This window comes from Salmonella sp. A29-2 (assembly GCF_020150755.1).
In the GTDB taxonomy this organism is placed as follows: Bacteria; Pseudomonadota; Gammaproteobacteria; order Enterobacterales; family Enterobacteriaceae; genus Salmonella; species Salmonella enterica.
Window position 1 is genome coordinate 918,749 of the sequence record NZ_CP083731.1, and the last position, 19,201, is coordinate 937,949.

Sequence of the window (19,201 nt, forward strand, 5' to 3'; positions counted from 1 at the left end):
GCGGCGCTAAAGGACTTAGCTGAACAGTGAGTAGAAAATAGCGGAGATGGCAATCAGGCCCATAACCACAACGAATACGTTGCTGATATGACCGCTGTACTTACGCATTGCCGGTACTTTCTGGATGGCATACATCGGCATCAGGAACAGAATCATCGCGATGATCGGGCCGCCCAAGGTTTCAATCATGCCCAGGATGCTGGGGTTCAGCGTCGCCACAATCCAGGTGGTGACCAGCATGAACAGCGCGGTAATTTTATTCAGTTTGTTGATTTCGATGGATTTACCTTTACCACGCAGCGATTTAATCACCATCCCGTTAAAGCCTTCACGCGCGCCCAGGTAGTGGCCGAGGAAGGATTTGGTGATAGCAATCATCGCAATGATCGGCGCCATCCAGGCGATGATCGGCGCGTTAAAGTGGTTCGCCAGGTAAGACAGAATAGAGATGTTCTGCTCTTTTGCCGCCGCCAGATCTGCCGGCGTCAGGCTCAGCACGCAGCTGAAGACGAAGAACATTACGGTCAGCACCATCATGATGTGGGCGAAGGCCAGAATTTTAGAACATTTCTTCTCTGCGCCTTCACCGTACTCTTCACGCTTCGCAACCGCGAAGGAGGAGATGATCGGGGAGTGGTTGAAAGAGAAAACCATCACCGGAATCGCCAGCCACAGCGTCATCCACAGACCGTTACCGGTAGACGCGGCGGAATCAAAGGACAGCGTTTCCAGCGCCGCGCCGTTCCACTGCGGGATCAGGTACAAGGCCAGCAGCATCAGCGCCGCGACGAACGGGAATACCAGGATACTCATCGCCTTAACGATCATTTGCTCGCCGAAGCGCACGATGGTCATCATGCCAACAATCAGGATCAGGGAAAGAATCGCCCGCGGCGGCGGATTAATCGCTAACTGGTGGGTCAGGAAGCTTTCCACGGTATTAGTAATCGCCACGCTGTAAACCAGCAGGATGGGGTAAATCGCGAAGAAGTAAAGCAGGGTAATCAGTTTACCTGCGCCGATACCGAAGTGTTCCTCAACGACTTCAGTGATGTCTTCACCCGGATTTTTACCGGACAGCACGAAGCGGGTTAAACCACGGTGTGCGAAAAAGGTCATCGGGAAAGCGAGAATCGCCATGATGATGAGCGGAATCATGCCGCCGACGCCTGCGTTGATCGGCAGGAACAGAACGCCCGCGCCGATAGCCGTGCCGTAAAGGCCCAGCATCCACATGGTATCCGTTTTGCGCCATGCGCTTCGAGAGTCAATCGAAGCAATAGTGCTGGTCTGAGTGGTTTCCATCTATTTCTCCTGGAGGATGCTAAAAATCAGGTTGCTGGTCTAATCCAATGAAAAAAGACCTGATCGTAAAATGAAATCTGCTTAGGGACGCTTTTTATATAATTTTTCGCCGTAATAATTTTCGGGCGGAAAGATACATTTAAGTGATGAATCTATCAGTGATCCCGATCTCAAATGCAATAATCCGCTTCTTACATGGATAAATTTGGACCATTAATCTATTAAAAAAACGTCATAACGAATTTCCGGGCGCGAAGGCTACCATTAACGATATAAGGCCGGAAAGATTGGGGCGCAAGATACGGAGGTTTGACTATAAAAATCAAGGTTTTTAGTGAATTCTGGCGAAGAATAAGAGTTTTAACCGATAAATCACGGTAAGAGGAGTGAAGTAAACGTTTGCCTGGCAATCTATTTATGATGAATTATAAATGGTGTTTATAAAACAATGCGGGCTATGCCTCTGATGATCATCATAAAAAATGAAGGCATGCGTTAATTGCCGTACCGCAATGAAAGGAATGGGAGAAGCGCCCGGCTGCTGGCGGCAACCGGGCATAAGCGCTAAGCGCAGATCTCGTAACAGGGGATGTAGGCGGAACCTGGCAATTTCATACGATGCTGCGCGACGAATCCCTGCAGCAGATCGTCCATGCGACGCATCATCTCTCGATCGCCGTGGATTTTATACGGACCATTAGCTTCAATGGCGCGTATCCCGACCTCCTTCACGTTCCCCGCGACAATACCGGAGAAGGCGCGTCGCAGATCCGCCGCCAGAATCTCAACCGGCTGATCCGGGTACAGTTTCAGGTTGGCCATATTTTCATGCGACGGCTCAAACGGCACCTGAAGATCCGGTGCAATACGCATCGACCAGTTAAAACTATAGGCGTCGCCGGTATCGCGGCGATTCTCTTTCACTTGCGGCATCGCTTTCTTCATCAGTCGCGCTACCTCCGCCGCATCGTCAATGATGATGCGGTAATGACGGCGGGCCGCTTCGCCCAGCGTATGGGTAATAAACTCATCCAGCACGCGGAAGTAATCGGCGCTCTCTTTTGGTCCGGTCAGGATCAGCGGCAGCACCTGATTTTTATTGGCTGGATTCATCAGAATCCCCAGCAAATAAAGCAGCTCTTCCACCGTACCCACGCCGCCCGGGAAGATGATGATACCGTGTGCGATACGGACGAACGCTTCCAGGCGTTTTTCGATATCCGGCATGATGATCAGTTCGTTCACCAGCGGGTTAGGCGGTTCAGCCGCAATAATGGAAGGTTCAGTCATGCCGATAAAGCGGCTGTCTTTATAACGCTGTTGCGCGTGACCGACCGCCGCGCCCTTCATGGGGGCTTCCATCGCCCCAGGGCCGCAGCCGGTGCAGATGTTCAGCTCGCGTAATCCCAACTGCGTGCCGACGCGACGGGCATACAGGTACTCGTTTTCGTTAATTGAGTGGCCGCCCCAGCATACCACCATGTTTGGCGCTTCGCCGACGTGCAGCGCCCGGGCGTTGCGCAAAATGGAGAACACCAGATTGGTGATATGTGTTGAGCTTTCAAGATCCAGATGCTGGAAACGGCCGGCATTATGGATCTGCCCATTCACAAAGAGAATGTCGCGCAGCACCGCGAACAGGTTAGCCTGTAGCGCACGAATAATCCGCCCGTCAACAAAGGCGTCTTCAGGCGGGTTAATCAATTCCAGCTTCACGCCGCGCTCGCGGCGCAGCACGTTAATATCGAAATTTTCAAAGCGGGACAGCAGCTCTTTGCTGTTGTCGGTCAGGCTGCCGGAGTTAAGAACGGCAAGTGAACAGTTACGAAACAGTTGATACAGGTCGCTACTGGCCGTGCGTTTCAGCATGTCCACTTCCAGTTGCGACAACATATCCATTGAGCCAAGCGGGCTAATATGTGTAATCAAGTAAACTCCTTATGGGACGCAACACGCCATTCCCTGTTGATTACAATAGCCCTGGCTGATGACCTTTCACAACCTTACATGCGCAATCCGGCACGCAAAATTGACAAAAAAATTACTGTCGCGCCAGCCTGCCCGTGGCGGGCACAAAATCGGTATTGCTGCGCCAGGGATTAATGTCCAGCCCGCCGCGGCGGGTATAGCGCGCATAAACGCTTAACGTTTCCGGCTGGCAGAAGCGCAGAATGTCATTAAAAATACGCTCTACGCACTGCTCGTGAAATTCATTATGGTGACGGAAGGAGACCAGATAACGCAGCAGTTTTTCCCTGTCGATTTTGCGCCCGCGATACTGAATTTGTATCGAGCCCCAGTCCGGTTGGTGGGTGATCAGGCAGTTGGATTTCAACAGATGGCTGACCAGCGTTTCTTCTACTTGCTTCTCGCCGCTGACCGCATGTTGCAGATAGTCGGTAGTAAACTGGTAGTTGTCGATACTGATATCCTGATCGTCAATACAGGTGCCGTGGAAATGGGCGACAGGCTGTCCTTCCAGCTCATCAAGACGATGAAGCCTCACGCTAACGTTGCCCTGCGCGCAGGCGCGCAGATCGCGCTCCAGCGTCTGGCGCACCGTCTCCCAGGTGTCAAAGCGCGTCTGGTTAAAGCTGTTCAGATACAGTTTAAAGCTTTTGGATTCGATTAAATTAACGCTGGTGTAATCCAGTTCGACATGCCCGACGGCGACCTGCGGAAGACCCTGGCTGTTAAGCCAGGAAAGTTCATACAACGTCCAGATATCCGCGCCGTGGAACGGCAAATTATCGGCTGTTAATCCGAGCGGGTCGCGATTCAAACTGCGCGGTACGCCCTGCAGCAGGCTGGCGTCATAATTGTCCCGGTAATCCGTTGATTTTCCGAGAGTCAGGCCATCGAGAGCCTGATGGTTTTCATAAGAAGACATGTTTCACCGTCATAAACCAGATACACTATGCGTCAAGTGTATCCTGGCTTTTATGAAGAGAGAAACTGGTGGACGAACTGACAGCGCAGGCATTGAAAGCCTTTACGACGCGTTACTGCGACGCGTGGCAAGAGAAACACGGTAGCTGGCCGTTGAGCGAAGAACTGTATGGCGTACCTTCTCCGTGCATTATTTCTTCAACCCGCGATGCCGTTTACTGGCAGCCGCAGCCTTTTGAAGGCGAAGAAAATGTAAACGCGGTTGAACGCGCCTTTGATATTATGGTACAACCTGCGCTCCACGCGTTTTACACCACGCAGTTTGCTGGCGACATGCCCGCGCAGTTTGCGGATGAAAAGCTTACGCTACTGCAAACCTGGAGTCAGGATGACTTTCGGCGCGTGCAGGAAAATCTGATAGGCCACCTGGTCACGCAAAAGCGGCTCAAGCTTCCTCCCACGCTTTTTATTGCGACGCAGGAAAATGAGCTTGAGGTCATTTCGGTCTGTAATCTGTCCGGCGAGGTGATTAAAGAAACGCTGGGCACCCGTAATCGTACCGTTCTTGCCGCAACGCTTGCGGAATTCCTTACGCAACTTAATCCTCTTCTGTAATCGTTTGCCCTAACGGGTGTGAGAGATCTCTTACAAAGTCTGTAGGAGATCGCCAGGATATCAGCGGATACTGAGTTCCGTTTTCTTATGTAAGTCTATATAAAACAACTAATTAAAATGTTTTTGCGCACTTTCATATGAAAATTTACTTAAGGTATTGTCTGTAAGCGTCTTGTAAGACAAGGTGAAACAGGCGATTCTATCTTCGTCGACAGGGAGTCGTACAACGAAGCGAACGTCAGGATGATGACGCTTCAGCAGGACACGCCAGGATGGTGTTACAAGGAAAGGCTTCAGGATGAAGCAAAGTGGAAAGCGCAGGATGCGTTAAAGGACACCTCCAGGACGGAGAACGAGAGCCGATCAGGATGTTCGGCGGGTCTGGATGACCAGGGACGCTTCAGGAAGAAGCTATCACATCGGGCGATGTGCGCAGGATGCAAACGTTCAGGATGAACAGGCCGTAAGGTCACAGGAAAAGTTGTCACGGATGAGCAGGGAGCACGAAAAGTAGCTGGAATGCTGCGAAACGAACCGGGAGCACTGTTTATACAGTGCTCCCTTTTTTTTGTTATTCTTCGCGCCAGATTTTCATCATTGAGGTTTTTAACATGACGACTCATGACCGTGTGCGTCAGCAGTTACATGCGCTTGAAACGCTGCTGCGCGAGCATCGCCACTGGCGGCAGGATGCGCCGCAGGCGCACCTGTTTACCAGCACCCAACCATTTTTTATGGATACCATGGAACCGCTGGAATGGCTGCAATGGGTATTGATTCCACGTATGCATACCCTACTTGATAATGCGCAGCCGCTGCCCGAGGCATTTGCCGTCGCCCCTTATTATGAAATGGCGCTGGCGGCGGATCATCCGCAGCGGGAGGCGATCCTGGCGGTTTTGCAGGATCTGGATGCGCTATTCGTCCGCGATAAATCCTGATGCTGGAGATCCTCTATCAAGATCGGTGGCTGGTTGCCGTGAATAAACCCGCAGGCTGGCTTGTTCACCGGAGCTGGCTGGATCGCGACGAAAAAGTCGTGGTCATGCAAACGGTGCGCGACCAAATCGGCCAGCATGTTTTTACCGCCCACCGTCTCGACAGACCCACGTCGGGCGTACTGTTAATGGGGCTGTCCAGCGAAGCGGGACGCCGTCTGGCGCAGCAGTTCGAGCAGCACCACATCCGTAAACGCTACCATGCCATTGTGCGCGGCTGGCTGATGGATGACGCGGTACTGGATTATCCGCTGGTGGAAGAGCGCGATAAAATTGCCGATAAATTCGCCCGCGAAGATAAAGCGCCCCAGCCGGCTGTAACGCAGTATCGCGGGCTGGCGACGGTCGAAATGGCGGTGCCGACCGGGCGTTATCCCACCACGCGTTATGGCCTGGTTGAGCTGGAACCAAAAACGGGACGCAAGCACCAGCTCCGTCGTCATCTGGCGCATCTGCGTCATCCTATCATCGGCGACAGTAAACATGGCGATTTGCGACAAAACCGCAGCGCGGCGGAGCATTTTGCCTGTCGTCGCCTGATGCTTCATGCCAGTCGGCTTGAGCTGACGCACCCCTTCACCGGACAGCCGTTGATAATTCAGGCCGGGTTGGATGAAACCTGGATGCAGGCGCTGACGCAGTTTGGCTGGCGTGGACTTCTCCCTGACAATGAAAGGGTTGAGTTTACGGCGGCGTCCCGGCAGGATGAGACTCATCTGACATAATTCAGGGAGATACGCATAATGGCGGAAATTGGTATTTTTGTCGGGACCATGTATGGCAACTCACTGCTGGTGGCGGAAGAAGCGGAAGCGATCCTCGCCAGACAGGGCCACAGCGCGACCGTGTTTGAAGATCCTGAACTGTCCGACTGGCAGCAATATCAGGATAAGGTTGCGCTGGTCGTTACCTCGACGACCGGGCAGGGCGATCTACCGGATAGCATTGCGCCGCTCTTTCACGGCATTAAAGATACGTTGGGTTTTCAGCCAAACCTGCGTTACGGGGTGATTGCGCTAGGTGATAGCAGCTACCCCAATTTCTGTAATGGCGGCAAACAGTTTGATGCCCTGTTGCAAGAGCAAAGCGCGCAGCGGGTGGGGGAGATGTTATTCATTGACGCCAGCGAACATCCGGAGCCGGAGAGCCAGTCCAATCCCTGGGTTGAAAACTGGGGAACTTTACTTTCCTGAGGTAAATCCCTCCCCCCTACGGGAGGGTACCTTTTCGTTTGCTTGCGTTGCCAGTAAGCAAAATCACGACCTGTACACAGTGTAAAGTAACTGAATCGTGTTAGCTTTGGGCATATGCCCGCAAAAGCGGCAGTTTTTTACGGGCGTTTTCATGTAATCAAGCGACCTGTTTCACATTCTTCTCTTTTTATTCCTCCTGCGTCGACGCCTGGCGCCTTCTGATTTCATTTCCGTGAAGTGGCTTCCACTGTCCTGGGCTTTTGCCATAAACAGGCGTAATTCATCGCCAAAATACTGTGTTGTTGCACGGTGAGTGTGTGTGGCGCGCTTTTTATACTTCTCCTGCCAGTGAATAAAAGCATGCAGCGTGCAAAGCAAACGACCTAATAAAAGCTGCAACAAGGAAACGTTATCTCTGATTCCCTACCGGTTGTGCAGTTCAGAGTGAGCGTAGCTAACGCGAAATTTCAGGAGTGCAACAATGAGTTCATTAAGTCACGCGGCGAGCAGTGCGGAGAAACGCACGAACGCCCGCTACTGGATAGTGGTGATGCTGTTTATCGTCACATCCTTCAACTACGGCGACCGCGCCACATTGTCCATTGCCGGCTCAGAAATGGCCAAAGATATCGGCCTTGATCCGGTAGGCATGGGCTATGTTTTTTCTGCTTTTTCATGGGCCTATGTTATCGGGCAGATCCCGGGCGGCTGGCTGCTGGACCGCTTTGGTTCCAAACGCGTCTATTTCTGGTCTATTTTCATTTGGTCAGTCTTCACCCTGTTGCAGGGTTTTGTCGATATCTTTAGTGGTTTCGGCATTATTGTCGCCCTCTTTACGCTTCGTTTCCTGGTTGGTCTGGCGGAATCGCCTTCTTTCCCGGGCAACAGTCGCATTGTTGCAGCCTGGTTCCCGGCGCAGGAGAGGGGAACGGCGGTGGCCATCTTTAACTCCGCGCAATACTTTGCCACGGTTATTTTCGCGCCGATTATGGGCTGGCTGACGCACGAAGTGGGCTGGTCGCATGTCTTCTTCTTTATGGGCGGGTTAGGGATCATCATCAGCTTTATCTGGTTGAAAGTTATCCATGAACCAAATAACCATCCGGGCGTAAATAAGAAAGAGTTGGAGTACATCGCAGAAGGCGGCGCGCTGATCAATATGGATCAGAAAGACACCAAAGCGAAAGTACCGTTTAGCGTCAAATGGGGCCAGATCAAACAGCTGCTGGGCTCTCGTATGATGATTGGCGTTTACATCGGTCAGTACTGTATTAACGCATTGACCTATTTCTTTATTACCTGGTTCCCGGTTTATTTGGTCCAGGCGCGCGGCATGTCGATTCTCAAAGCGGGCTTTGTCGCCTCGGTTCCTGCAGTCTGCGGCTTTATCGGCGGTGTGTTGGGCGGCATCATTTCCGACTGGCTGATGCGTCGTACCGGCTCCCTGAATATCGCGCGCAAGACGCCGATTGTGCTGGGGATGTTGCTGTCAATGGTTATGGTGTTCTGTAACTATGTGAACGTGGAATGGATGATCATCGGCTTTATGGCGTTGGCCTTCTTCGGTAAAGGTATCGGCGCGTTGGGCTGGGCAGTAATGGCGGATACCGCGCCGAAAGAGATCAGCGGTCTTTCCGGCGGCTTGTTTAATATGTTCGGCAATATCTCCGGTATTGTGACGCCAATCGCGATTGGTTACATCGTTGGCACCACCGGTTCCTTCAACGGCGCGTTGATCTATGTCGGCGTACATGCCCTGGTGGCCATCATCAGCTATCTGGTGCTGGTAGGCGATATTAAGCGTATTGAACTGAAACCTGTCGCAGGACAATTATCATGACAACGCAATCCAGTCCCGTTATTACGGACATGAAGGTCATTCCGGTTGCCGGACATGACAGTATGCTACTCAACATCGGTGGCGCGCATAACGCGTACTTCACCCGTAACATCGTCGTCCTCACCGATAACGCCGGGCATACTGGCGTCGGCGAGGCGCCGGGCGGAGAAGTGATTTATCAGACGCTGGTCGATGCTATTCCGATGGTATTAGGCCAGGAAGTCGCCCGCCTGAACAAAGTGGTGCAGCAGGTGCATAAAGGCAACCAGGCCGCTGATTTTGACACCTTTGGTAAAGGTGCATGGACGTTTGAACTGCGGGTTAACGCGGTGGCAGCTTTGGAAGCGGCGCTGCTTGATCTACTGGGGCAGGCGCTTAATGTGCCGGTCTGTGAACTATTAGGACCCGGTAAACAGCGCGATGCCGTCACCGTGTTGGGCTATCTCTTCTATATTGGCGATCGCACTAAAACCGATCTGCCGTATCTGGAAAGCACGCCGGGCAGTCATGAATGGTATCGCCTGCGCCATCAGGAAGCGCTGAACAGCGACGCGGTCGTGCGGCTGGCGGAAGCGTCTCAGGATCGCTACGGCTTTAAAGATTTTAAACTCAAGGGCGGCGTGCTGCCGGGCGAACAAGAGATTGATACCGTTCGCGCGCTAAAAAAACGCTTCCCGGACGCGCGTATTACCGTGGATCCGAACGGCGCCTGGCTACTGGATGAAGCCATTGCGTTGTGCAAAGGGCTGAATGATGTACTGACCTACGCGGAAGATCCGTGCGGCGCGGAGCAAGGATTCTCTGGTCGTGAAGTCATGGCGGAGTTCCGCCGTGCTACAGGACTGCCAGTGGCGACCAATATGATTGCCACCAACTGGCGTGAAATGGGGCACGCGGCGATGCTCAATGCGGTAGACATTCCTCTTGCCGACCCGCATTTCTGGACCCTCACCGGCGCCGTTCGCGTGGCGCAACTGTGCGATGACTGGGGGCTAACCTGGGGCTGCCATTCGAATAACCATTTTGATATTTCACTGGCGATGTTTACCCATGTCGGCGCGGCGGCGCCAGGCAAACCCACCGCTATTGATACGCACTGGATCTGGCAGGAGGGCGATTGCCGCCTGACTAAAAATCCGCTGGAAATTAAAAACGGCAAAATTGCCGTTCCGGATGCGCCAGGACTGGGCGTGGAGCTTGACTGGGAACAGGTGCGAAAAGCGCATGACGCGTATAAAAAGCTGCCAGGCGGCGCGCGTAATGATGCAGGCCCGATGCAATACCTGATCCCCGGCTGGACTTTTGACCGCAAACGCCCTGTTTTTGGTCGTCACTAATTCTGAATAAGGACACAGTTATGAGTACTCAATTTACGACGCCTGTAGTGACTGAAATGCAGGTTATCCCGGTTGCGGGTCATGACAGTATGCTGATGAACCTGAGCGGCGCGCACGCCCCGTTCTTCACGCGCAACATCGTCATTATTAAAGATAACTCCGGCCATACCGGGGTTGGCGAGATTCCGGGCGGCGAAAAAATTCGCAAAACGCTGGAAGATGCGATCCCACTGGTGGTGGGAAAAACGCTGGGTGAATATAAAAATGTCCTGACCGCCGTTCGCAACCAGTTTGCCGATCGCGATGCGGGCGGACGCGGTTTACAAACGTTCGATCTCCGTACCACTATCCATGTGGTGACTGGCATTGAAGCGGCAATGCTTGACCTTTTGGGCCAACACCTGGGCGTCAACGTCGCTTCGCTGTTAGGCGACGGTCAGCAGCGCAGCGAAGTCGAAATGCTGGGTTATCTGTTCTTTGTCGGTAATCGCAAGGCTACGCCGCTGCCGTATCAGAGCCAGCCGGATGAACAATGCGACTGGTATCGTCTGCGCCATGAAGAGGCGATGACGCCGGAAACGGTAGTACGTCTGGCGGAAGCCGCCTATGAAAAATACGGCTTCAACGACTTCAAACTGAAAGGCGGCGTGCTGGCGGGCGAAGAAGAGGCCGAGTCAATCGTGGCGCTGGCGAAACGTTTCCCACAAGCGCGCGTTACGCTCGATCCAAACGGTGCCTGGTCGCTGAACGAAGCGATCAGCATTGGTAAATACCTGAAAGGTTCTCTGGCCTATGCAGAAGATCCGTGCGGCGCGGAACAGGGTTTTTCCGGGCGTGAAGTGATGGCGGAATTCCGTCGCGCGACCGGATTACCGACGGCCACCAATATGATAGCGACCGACTGGCGTCAAATGGGGCATACGCTGTCGCTGCAATCCGTCGATATCCCGCTGGCGGACCCGCACTTCTGGACTATGCAAGGCTCTGTACGCGTGGCGCAAATGTGCCATGAGTTCGGTCTGACCTGGGGCTCGCACTCTAACAACCACTTTGATATTTCGTTGGCGATGTTTACCCATGTTGCCGCGGCGGCGCCGGGCAAGATCACCGCGATCGATACCCACTGGATCTGGCAGGAAGGCAACCAACGTCTGACTAAAGAACCGTTTGAAATTAAAGGCGGCATGGTGCAAGTACCGACCAAACCGGGTCTGGGCGTTGAGCTCGATATGGATCAGGTGATGAAAGCGCATGAGCTCTATCAAAAACATGGCTTAGGCGCGCGTGACGACGCGATGGGAATGCAGTACTTAATTCCTGGCTGGACGTTTGATAATAAGCGTCCTTGCATGGTGCGTTAAGTCAGAACCGGTTCCGTAAGGAACCGGTGCTTCTCTGGGTGTATGCTTAACAGGATCAACATGCGTAAGGACGACTTATGAAAATAGTGATCGCACCAGACTCGTATAAGGAAAGTTTGAGTGCTCTTGAGGTAGCGACCGCCATTGAACAAGGATTTCGCGAGATCTGGCCTGACGCCGATTACCTGAAATTGCCGCTGGCTGATGGCGGAGAAGGTACTGTCGAAGCGATGGTTGAAGCGACGGCGGGTCGAATCGTGCATGTTGAGGTCACCGGGCCGTTGGGGCATCGCGTCAATGCGTTTTATGGGCTTTCCGGCGATGCGCGTTCCGCATTCATTGAAATGGCGGCCGCCAGCGGGCTGGAGCAGGTGCCGCCCGCGCAACGCGATCCGTTGAAGACCACGTCATGGGGAACCGGCGAGCTGATCCGTCATGCGCTGGATGCGGGCGTTGAGCATATCATTATTGGTATCGGCGGTAGCGCCACCAACGATGGCGGCGCGGGGATGGTACAGGCGCTGGGGGCCAGGCTACGGGATGCGCAGGGCAATGATATTGCGCAAGGCGGCATTGGGCTGGAAACACTCGCCAGCATTGATATCAGCGGCCTGGATAAGCGTTTGTCGGCGTGCCATATAGAGGTCGCCTGCGATGTCACGAATCCCCTTACCGGCAAAGAGGGCGCGTCTGCGGTTTTTGGTCCGCAAAAAGGGGCGACGCCGGAAATGATTGAACGCCTGGATACGGCATTGACTCGCTATGCGCATTTGATTGCCCGCGATCTGCATGTCGATGTGTTGGATCTGGCAGGCGGCGGAGCGGCAGGCGGCATGGGGGCGGCGTTATACGCGTTTTGCGGCGCGCAGCTACGGCGTGGTATTGAGATTGTCACCGATGCGCTTCATCTGGAAGCGTGTCTTGCGGATGCTGATTTAGTCATCACCGGCGAGGGACGCATCGACAGCCAGACCATTCACGGTAAAGTCCCTATTGGCGTGGCAAACATCGCCAAACGGTATAACAAGCCGGTAATTGGTATCGCGGGTAGCCTGACGGCGGACGTTGGCGTGGTTCATGAACATGGGCTTGATGCGGTTTTCAGCGTGATTTATACCATCTGCACGCTGGAGGACGCGCTGAAGAATGCGAGTGAAAACGTACGAATGACCGCGCGCAACGTGGCTGCAACGCTGAAAGCGGGGCAACAGTTACGCTGAGTTGTAGGCCGGATAAGGCGGTCACGCCGCCATCCGGCGAATATCAGCCTAATATCTTCTTCGCTTCACGCGCGACATTATCCATCTCATCCAGCAGCTCCAGAAACTCAGGCTCCAGCTCCTCTTCGTGGACGCCGCTGCGAAGCTGTTGCTCAATAAGCTGGCAAAGGTTCTTCATCCGCGGTACGCCGCTATAGCCGCAGCTCCCGTGTAGCTTATGGACCAGATCGACCAAACCGTTGGGATTTTCTCCCACCAGTTGTTCTTCAATTTTGTTGCGCACTTCCGGCAGAAAATCAATCAGCATTTGCAGCATATCCCGCGCCAGATCGGGCTTACCGGCAGCCTGGCGGAGCGCAAGCTGCCAGTCGAGCGTCGCATTCGGATTGAAGATAAACTCAGCCGGTTCCGGCACCATCAGGCGCGCTGCTACGTTGGCGCCAGGTTTATAGCGCAGCAACAGATTATGCAACTTCTCTTCTTCTATCGGTTTAGCCAGATAGTCGTTCATGCCCGCGCTGAGCAACTTCTCTTTTTGCCCGGCCATCGCATGTGCCGTAACGGCAATAACCGGTGTTTGCTGCTGATGAGGAAGCTGGTGAATCAATTCGCAGGCGCGTATGCCGTCCATATCCGGCATCTGAATATCCATCAAAATCAGATCAAACTGCATTTGTTTCGCCCGATCCACCGCCTGATGTCCGCTATCACAAAGCTCTACGTGCTGGACTTTATCTTCCAGTAACGCGCCGATAAGCTTCAGATTAGCGGGATTATCATCAACCGCCATAACCGTCATGGTGATTTTACTGGTATCCATTAGCAGCGGTTCAGGATGGTGATTCAACTGGCAATATTCCGTCAGCGCTGGCAACAGGCGCGTTGACGTCAATGGCTTTAACAGGCAGGCCGCCGCGCCTCCTTGTTTCAGCTTTTCGGCGTTAATTTGCGCATGGCAAGGTAGCGCCAGCAGTAGAAAGTCCGTCATTGATGCCGCTTTCGCCAGACGTTCATGCTGCATGGTGAGCGGCTCGCGGAAGGTCACCGGAACGCTCAAAATCATAATATCGTAGTGCGCTAACGGCAGCGCGGAGAAGGTCGGGCTGTAAACCACCTCCACCGGCGTGTCGCTCAGTAGATCCAGGGTACATTGCGCGGCGGTAGCATTCGGTTCGACATAAGCCAGCCGTTTTCCGGCCAGACACGCGGTCGACGGCCCGTCAATAATGACATTTGGGTTAAGATCAAGATTAATATGAAACCAGAAGGTCGAGCCGCGATTAGGCTGGCTGTGGAAAGAGATATCCCCGCCCATTTCGTTGACCAGCTTTTGCGTAATCACCAGCCCAAGGCCGGTGCCGCCGTGACGGCGAGAAATACTGGCATCGGCCTGGCGAAACGCCTGAAACAGTCGCGACTGGTCGCGTTCCGGAATGCCGATCCCCGTATCGCGGATCTGCACTTCAATCTGTACTTTGGTGTTACTGAGCGCCCGCTTTTCTACCAGAATGTCGATATTGCCACTCTCGGTGAACTTAATGGCATTGCCCACCAGATTAGTAATGACCTGTTGCAGGCGCAGCGGGTCGCCAATCACATTATCCGGGACGTCGTTTTTAATATTTAACGTCAACTCCAGCCCTTTATCATGCGACGAGTGGGCCAGCAGCGTAACCACTTCATCCAGCGTGTTGCGCAGTGGAAAAGGGATACTTTCCAGAATGAGCTTACCGGCTTCCAGCTTGGAGAAATCAAGCACGTCATTAATGATCGCCAGCAGATTATTCGCGGAACGCTCAATGGTGTTCAGATGGTCGCGCTGGGTGGGGTTCAGCTCCGTTTTTAATGTCAGGCGGGTAAAGCCAATGACGCCGTTCAGCGGTGTTCGCAGTTCGTGCGACATGTTCGCCAGGAACTCCGACTTAATACGCGCCGCTTCCTGGGCGCGCTTTTTCGCCAGATCCAGCTCAACGTTTTGGATTTCCATCTGCTCAAGGGTTTCACGCAGGTCCGAAGTGGCCTGATCGATATTATGCTGCATCTCTTCGTGATAGGCGGCAAGCGACATCGCCATGGAATTAATGCCGTTTTTCAGCATGTCCAGCTCGCCCAGCATAAATCCTTCCACCCGGCTATCCAGTTGTCCGCGGCGAATGCGGTCAACGGTATTCACCATATTACGGATAGGCCCAGTGACATCGCGCATAAGCCGCCAGCCAAAGATCAGCGCAATGCCAATACAAAAAAGCATCATTACGCTGGAGATAAAAATCTCTTTGTATTGCTGTAGCCTTACCGACTTGAGATCCAGTTCAAGCGCCACATACCCCAGCATATTTTTGGTATTTTTCGCGTCGGCAATCGCTGACTCGTCCGGCGAATAGCTCTCCGAGATAATCGGGGTGCGCAGAATCATAATATCGCCGTGGCGATCGACGCTCAGACGACGTGGAAACGGCGCTCCGGCGGGAAGCTGCATCTGTGAGGGGTCCAGATGGAAATTAGACGTTACAAACAGGCGGTTATGATCGTCATAAACGGAAATCGCCCGCACAATATCAGAGTGTCTGCGGTGCAGGACGCTGATAAGTTGGCCGATAGACTCCCGGTTTTGTAAGTTCATACCATATTCGCTGGAGACGGCGAGCGGTTCAATAATACTGGCGCCGGCATCTTCCAGTTGACGCTGCAGGTCGTTATAGCGGTGCACTACAAAAAAGATACTGAGCAGCAAACCTATCAGGACGGTCGGGGCCAGGATCAGAATCATCATGCGTGCGCGCAGGCTGTAGTTGGTCATGGAGTTCCGTTATGGGACAATTAGGGTCACACTGTTAAATTGAGAAAAACCTGGTCGATGGCGCAATTCTACTCTGCAAAACGGCGCGTGACGACGCGTCAGATCATAACCGTTAAAGTCAATGACCTCGATTCATTTGGTCAGGGCGTAGCCCGTCATAACGGAAAGGCGCTGTTTATCCCCGGTTTATTGCCTGAGGAAAGCGCAGAAGTCATTCTTACAGAAGATAAAAAGCAATTTGCCCGCGCACGCGTTTCGCGCCGTTTGAATGATAGCCCGGAACGAGAAACGCCGCGCTGCCCGCATTTTGGCGTCTGCGGCGGTTGTCAGCAACAGCATGTCAGCATCACCCTGCAACAACGCAGCAAAAGCGCGGCGCTGGCGCGTTTGATGAAACACGAGGTGAATGACATCATCGCCGGCGAGCCCTGGGGTTATCGGCGTCGTGCGCGGTTAAGTCTGAATTGCCTGCCGGATAAACCGCTGCAAATGGGATTTCGCAAAGCGGGTTCCAGCGATATCGTCAATGTCGAACAGTGCCCTGTTTTGGCGCCCCAGCTTGCAGCATTGCTGCCCCGAATCAGGGCGTGTCTGGCGAGTTTACACGGCACCCGACATCTTGGGCATGTCGAGCTGGTACAGGCGGGAAGCGGTACGCTGATGATTCTGCGCCATACCGCGCCATTAAGTGCGGCGGATAAAGAAAAACTGGAACGCTTTTCGCATTCTGAGGGATTGTCTCTGTTTCTGGCGCCGTTTAGCGAGATACTGGAAACGGTATCTGGCGAGGCGCCCTGGTATGATTCGCACGGCTTACGTTTAGCCTTCAGTCCGCGAGACTTTATTCAGGTTAATGAGGCGGTAAACCAGCAAATGGTCGCCCGCGCGCTGGAGTGGCTTGATGTGCGCGCCGAGGATCGTGTCCTGGATCTGTTCTGCGGAATGGGGAATTTTACGCTGCCGCTGGCAACGCGCGCGGCAAGCGTGGTAGGGGTTGAGGGCGTTCCGGCGCTGGTAGAAAAAGGCCGTGAAAACGCCATCCGCAATGGTTTACATAATGTGACATTCTTCCATGAGAACCTGGAGGAAGATGTCACGAAGCAGCCGTGGGCGAAAAACGGCTTTGACAAAGTCTTACTCGATCCTGCGCGTGCGGGGGCTACAGGAGTGATGCGACATATTATAAAATTAAAACCTATTCGCATTGTTTATGTATCCTGTAACCCGGCGACGCTGGCGCGCGATAGTGAAGCGCTGGTCAATGCGGGATATGAGGTTACGCGTTTAGCGATGCTCGACATGTTCCCGCACACAGGACATCTGGAATCAATGGTTCTGTTCGAGCGCATGTAATGATTACCGGCTTACCGACTTCGGTAGGCCTGGTCCCTTAAGGAGAGGACGATGGTCGCGGTAAGAAGTGCACATATTAATAAAGCTGGTGAATTTGATCCGAAGAAGTGGATCGCAAGCCTGGGAATTTCCAGCCAGCAGTCGTGTGAGCGCTTAGCCGAAACCTGGGCGTATTGCCTGCAACAGACACAAGGACATCCGGATGCGGATCTGTTGCTGTGGCGTGGCGTGGAGATGGTAGAAATTCTTTCCACGCTGAGTATGGATATCGACACGCTGCGGGCGGCGCTACTGTTCCCTCTGGCCGACGCCAACGTAGTCAGCGAAGATGTACTGCGCGAAAGCGTCGGCAAATCTATCGTTACCCTGATTCATGGCGTGCGCGATATGGCGGCGATCCGTCAGCTAAACGCCACTCATAACGACTCTGTTTCTTCGGAGCAGGTTGATAACGTCCGTCGAATGTTATTGGCGATGGTGGATGATTTCCGCTGCGTGGTGATCAAACTGGCCGAGCGAATCGCTCATTTGCGCGAAGTGAAAGAGGCGCCGGAAGATGAGCGCGTGCTGGCGGCGAAAGAATGTACCAACATCTATGCGCCGCTCGCTAATCGTCTGGGCATCGGGCAACTGAAGTGGGAACTGGAAGACTACTGTTTCCGCTACCTGCATCCGGCGGAATACAAACGCATCGCCAAACTGCTGCATGAGCGCCGTCTCGATCGCGAACATTACATCGAAGAGTTTGTTGGACATCTGCGCGCCGAAATGAAAAACGAAGGCGTGCAGGCGGAAGTCTACGGACGACCAAAACATATTTATAGCATCTGGCGCAAAATGCAGAAAAAGCATCTGGCGTTTGATGAACTCTTTGACGTGCGCGCCGTGCGTATTGTCGCTGAACGTCTGCAAGACTGCTACGCCGCGTTGGGGATAGTGCATACGCATTATCGTCACCTGCCGGATGAATTCGATGATTATGTCGCTAACCCGAAACCGAACGGTTACCAGTCTATCCACACCGTGGTCCTGGGACCGGGCGGTAAAACCGTTGAGATCCAGATTCGTACCAAACAGATGCATGAAGACGCCGAACTGGGCGTGGCGGCACACTGGAAGTATAAAGAAGGCGCCGCGTCTGGCGGCGTGCGTTCCGGCCATGAAGACAGAATTGCGTGGCTGCGTAAGCTGATCGCCTGGCAGGAAGAGATGGCCGATTCCGGCGAAATGCTGGATGAAGTGCGCAGCCAGGTGTTTGACGATCGGGTCTACGTTTTTACGCCAAAAGGCGACGTGGTTGACTTGCCTGCCGGATCTACGCCGCTCGATTTTGCTTACCACATCCACAGCGATGTCGGGCACCGCTGCATCGGCGCGAAAATTGGTGGGCGTATTGTGCCATTCACCTATCAGTTGCAGATGGGCGATCAGGTTGAAATTATCACTCAGAAGCAGCCGAATCCCAGCCGCGACTGGCTGAATCCAAACCTGGGCTATGTGACGACCAGCCGCGGACGCTCGAAAATTCACGCCTGGTTCCGTAAACAGGACCGTGACAAAAATATCCTGGCTGGACGGCAGATCCTCGACGATGAGCTGGCGCATTTGGGGATTAGCCTGAAAGAGGCCGAGAAACATCTGCTGCCGCGCTACAACTTTAATGAGCTGGAAGAGTTGCTGGCGGCGATAGGCGGCGGCGATATCCGTCTTAATCAGATGGTGAATTTCCTGCAATCGCAGTTCAATAAGCCGAGTGCGGAGGAGCAGGATGCAGCGGCGCTGAAACAGCTTCAGCAAAAAACATACGCGCCGCAAAATCGTCGTAAAGACGACGGGCGCGTGGTGGTAGAAGGCGTGGGTAATTTGATGCACCACATTGCCCGCTGCTGCCAGCCGATTCCGGGGGATGAAATTGTCGGCTTCATTACTCAGGGGCGGGGGATTTCCGTGCACCGGGCCGACTGCGAACAGCTGGCGGAGCTGCGCTCACATGCGCCGGAGCGGATCGTAGAGGCGGTATGGGGCGAAAGCTACTCGGCGGGATATTCGCTGGTGGTGCGCGTCCAGGCCAACGATCGCAGCGGCTTGCTGCGCGATATCACCACCATTCTGGCTAACGAAAAAGTCAACGTGCTGGGCGTCGCCAGCCGCAGCGACATTAAACAGCAGATCGCCACCATTGATATGACCATCGAGATCTACAACCTGCAGGTGCTGGGCCGCGTGCTCGGTAAGCTGAACCAGGTGCCGGATGTGATTGATGCACGGCGACTGCACGGGGGGTAAACCC

14 protein-coding genes are annotated in these 19,201 nt (G+C 53.7%); 10 read left to right on the forward strand and 4 right to left on the reverse strand.

Annotated features, from left to right (window positions below):
• Positions 1-15: 15 nt before the first annotated feature.
• From sdaC to queF, 3 genes are all read right to left on the reverse strand, one after another.
• A complete protein-coding gene (gene sdaC / locus K8W53_RS04460; RefSeq protein ID WP_023224598.1) occupies positions 16-1,305 on the reverse strand; it encodes an HAAAP family serine/threonine permease SdaC in 1,290 nt (429 codons plus the stop codon).
• 564 nt (positions 1,306-1,869) lie between these two features.
• Complete coding sequence (gene ppnN / locus K8W53_RS04465) at positions 1,870-3,234, reverse strand: nucleotide 5'-monophosphate nucleosidase PpnN (RefSeq protein WP_161400176.1); 1,365 nt, start codon at positions 3,232-3,234, stop codon at positions 1,870-1,872.
• Between the two features lie 112 nt (positions 3,235-3,346).
• Positions 3,347-4,195: an NADPH-dependent 7-cyano-7-deazaguanine reductase QueF gene (queF, locus tag K8W53_RS04470; protein ID WP_000100463.1), complete on the reverse strand. Its 849-nt coding sequence runs from the start codon at positions 4,193-4,195 to the stop codon at positions 3,347-3,349.
• Positions 4,196-4,263: 68 nt separating this feature from the next.
• Between queF and syd the strand changes: the two genes are divergently transcribed.
• From syd to K8W53_RS04510, 8 genes are all read left to right on the forward strand, one after another.
• Positions 4,264-4,809 carry a SecY-interacting protein gene (syd, locus tag K8W53_RS04475; RefSeq protein WP_000343990.1) on the forward strand — a complete coding sequence of 182 codons (546 nt, stop codon included), beginning with the start codon at positions 4,264-4,266 and terminating at the stop codon, positions 4,807-4,809.
• A 611-nt stretch (positions 4,810-5,420) separates the two neighbouring features.
• Positions 5,421-5,750 (forward strand): YqcC family protein, encoded by a 330-nt coding sequence (locus tag K8W53_RS04480; RefSeq protein WP_000207015.1) that lies wholly within the window; start codon positions 5,421-5,423, stop codon positions 5,748-5,750.
• On the forward strand, positions 5,750-6,532 hold the full coding sequence (gene truC, locus K8W53_RS04485; RefSeq protein WP_000890036.1) for a tRNA pseudouridine(65) synthase TruC: 783 nt from the start codon (positions 5,750-5,752) through the stop codon (positions 6,530-6,532). The genes K8W53_RS04480 and truC overlap by 1 nt, the downstream gene beginning before the upstream one ends.
• 18 nt (positions 6,533-6,550) lie before the next feature.
• Positions 6,551-7,000, forward strand: coding sequence for a flavodoxin (locus K8W53_RS04490; protein ID WP_000807736.1), 450 nt, complete (start codon positions 6,551-6,553; stop codon positions 6,998-7,000).
• A gap of 481 nt (positions 7,001-7,481) precedes the next feature.
• Positions 7,482-8,840, forward strand: coding sequence for a galactarate/glucarate/glycerate transporter GudP (gene gudP, locus K8W53_RS04495; RefSeq protein WP_000097015.1), 1,359 nt, complete (start codon positions 7,482-7,484; stop codon positions 8,838-8,840).
• Positions 8,837-10,177: an enolase C-terminal domain-like protein gene (locus K8W53_RS04500; protein ID WP_000211803.1), complete on the forward strand. Its 1,341-nt coding sequence runs from the start codon at positions 8,837-8,839 to the stop codon at positions 10,175-10,177. The genes gudP and K8W53_RS04500 overlap by 4 nt, the downstream gene beginning before the upstream one ends.
• Positions 10,178-10,197: 20 nt before the next feature.
• Positions 10,198-11,538, forward strand: a complete 1,341-nt coding sequence (gene gudD / locus K8W53_RS04505; RefSeq protein ID WP_000107113.1) for a glucarate dehydratase — start codon at positions 10,198-10,200, stop codon at positions 11,536-11,538.
• Positions 11,539-11,615: 77 nt separating this feature from the next.
• Positions 11,616-12,758: a glycerate kinase gene (locus tag K8W53_RS04510; RefSeq protein ID WP_000706477.1), complete on the forward strand. Its 1,143-nt coding sequence runs from the start codon at positions 11,616-11,618 to the stop codon at positions 12,756-12,758.
• A 43-nt stretch (positions 12,759-12,801) separates the two neighbouring features.
• On the opposite strand, the gene barA is transcribed toward K8W53_RS04510, so the two are convergent.
• Positions 12,802-15,558 (reverse strand): two-component sensor histidine kinase BarA, encoded by a 2,757-nt coding sequence (barA, locus tag K8W53_RS04515; protein WP_023224599.1) that lies wholly within the window; start codon positions 15,556-15,558, stop codon positions 12,802-12,804.
• A 57-nt stretch (positions 15,559-15,615) separates the two neighbouring features.
• On the opposite strand from barA, the gene rlmD reads away from it, so the two are divergent.
• Both rlmD and relA read left to right on the forward strand, forming a co-directional pair.
• Positions 15,616-16,911: a 23S rRNA (uracil(1939)-C(5))-methyltransferase RlmD gene (gene rlmD / locus K8W53_RS04520; RefSeq protein WP_023224600.1), complete on the forward strand. Its 1,296-nt coding sequence runs from the start codon at positions 15,616-15,618 to the stop codon at positions 16,909-16,911.
• A gap of 51 nt (positions 16,912-16,962) precedes the next feature.
• Positions 16,963-19,197 (forward strand): GTP diphosphokinase, encoded by a 2,235-nt coding sequence (gene relA, locus K8W53_RS04525; RefSeq protein ID WP_000226841.1) that lies wholly within the window; start codon positions 16,963-16,965, stop codon positions 19,195-19,197.
• Positions 19,198-19,201 lie beyond the last annotated feature (4 nt).